Origin of the sequence: Actinomadura sp. BRA 177 (genome assembly GCF_013372625.1) — a bacterium.
GTDB lineage: Bacteria > Actinomycetota > Actinomycetes > Streptosporangiales > Streptosporangiaceae > Spirillospora.
The window spans coordinates 1-2014 of sequence record NZ_JABXFD010000142.1 but is presented as its reverse complement, the minus strand read 5'-3'; the positions used below and the strand labels follow the sequence as shown (position 1 = coordinate 2014).

The following is a 2014-nucleotide window of genomic DNA, read 5'->3' as shown; positions in this document are numbered from 1 at the left end:
GGCGGGCGTGCCCGGCGGCGGACCGGTCCCGGGCGCCGCGCGCGGTGCCGTCCACGATCCGGCGGGCGATCGCCAGCCGGTAGACGCGCTTGCCCCGGCCCGGCAGGACGAAATACGCCATTCGGACAAGGTCCCCATAAGTCGACTGCGGCGCCGGCGTTTCCGTCCGCGCGTTCGTCATGACATCTTCCGCCACGGCGGGCCACTCCCTCTGGGCCAGTTCCTTCGTCGCGAAGTCCGAGGTTAGAGCGCGGCGGGCGGCGCACGGCGCGGAATTGGGACAACGATTAACCGGCCGAATGGAAATGTCATCCCATTTCCGGACGGATGCGCGGCCCGGCGCGTGTTCGCGCGAGGAGCCGCGCCGGATTCGTCCCCGTACTACGCTGTTGACCTTCCCGGGGAACCGTCCCGCGCCGCACCCCGTCGGACTCACGCGGACGAACTTCCGCGCCCCCGCCGCGACCCCCGCCGAGACGAGCGACGGAGAGGCATCCCCCCACCCATGAGCGAGGACGTCCCCGGCTACCGGGTGCTGGAGCAGGTCGGCGAGGGCGGCTTCAGCGTCGTCTACCGCGCGCACCAGGAGCGCCTCGACCGGATGGTCGCGCTCAAGGTCCTGTCGGTCGGCGCGGTGGACGCCGCGGCGATGCGGCGCTTCCAGCGCGAATGCAAGATCACCGGACGGCTGTCCGGGCACCCGAACATCGTGACCGTGCTGGACACCGGCACCACCCGCGCCGGCCGCCCCTACATCGCGATGGAGTACTTCGAGCACGGCGCGCTCACCGACCGGCTCGCCAAGGAGGGGCCGCTGCCGGTCGCGGACGTCCTGCGCATCGGGGTGAAGATGGCGGGCGCACTGGCCGCCACGCACGAGACCGACGTCCTGCACCGCGACGTCAAGCCGCAGAACGTGCTGCTGTCGCGGTACGGGGAGCCTGCCCTCGCCGACTTCGGCATCGCTCGCCTGGTCGACTCCTTCGACGCCACGCACACCCAGGCGTTCACCCCGCACCACGCGGCGCCAGAGGTGCTGGAGGGCCGCCCGCCGGGCGTCGGCGCCGACATCTACTCGCTCGGCTCGACGCTGTACCAGCTGCTGGCCGGGCAGCCCGCGTTCAAGGGCCCGCCGGGCGAGGGCATCGCGCTGCTGATGCTGCGGATCCTGCACGAGGCGCCGCCGCCGATCCCCCGCCCCGACGTCCCGCCGCAGGTGTCGGACGCCATCGGGCGCGCGATGGCGAAGACGCCCGAGCAGCGTTACGCGACCGCCGTCGAGTTCGCGCAGGCGCTCCAGCAGGCGCAGGCCGCGCTCGGCCTCCCGGTCACGGACGTCGCCCACAGCTCCGCCACCCGTCCGGCGCAGGTTCCCACGCCGCCGGGGCCGCCACTGGTCCCGGAGTGGGCGCCCACGTCGAGCGACCCCCGGTCCAGCGGCTCCCACGGCTGGACGGGCCCGACCGCACCGCACACGAGCCCGCCCGCGCCCCTCCCCGACCGACCGCAGGACGGCCCGCGCCGCGGGCTGATCGTCGCGGCCGGGATAGCACTCGTCGGCGGGCTGGCACTCGGCATCGGGGCCCTAGCGCTGGCAGGACGCGGTGGCGATGAGGGCGGGAAGACGGCCGCGGACCCGCCGCCGTCCTCGACCGTCCCGCAGGCGGGGACGCAACAGCAGCAGCCCGTGACGGCCGCGCAGCTCGCTGCGGCGCGCCCGCGCAAGCTCGCCGTCCGCCGGGTGGGCCGGACGGGCACACTCGCCTGGACGCTGCCGCCCGGCGCCCGGCAGTTGCCACTGCTCGTCCAGCAGCAGCCCGCCGGTTCGAAGCCGATCACCACGGTCCCGGCCGGCTCCCGCACGGCGACCGTCCCCGGCCTGCGCCCGAAGGTCCGCTACTGCTTCAAGGTAGGCGCGGTCCTACGCCCCCACCAGGGCCACGCCCCAGACGGCCCCCTGTCCCCTAACCCCCACTGACGCTGCCCTCCAACAGGAAAATCAAAGACTCGCACC

General features: G+C 74.1%; 1 protein-coding gene. It reads left to right on the top strand.

All coding sequences use genetic code 11. The features are described 5' to 3' along the window. Nucleotides 1-505: 505 nt before the first annotated feature. The gene (locus HUX53_RS04190; RefSeq protein WP_176401849.1) at nt 506-1978 is read left to right on the top strand and encodes a serine/threonine-protein kinase; all 1473 of its coding nucleotides are present in this window, start codon (nt 506-508) and stop codon (nt 1976-1978) included. Nucleotides 1979-2014 lie beyond the last annotated feature (36 nt).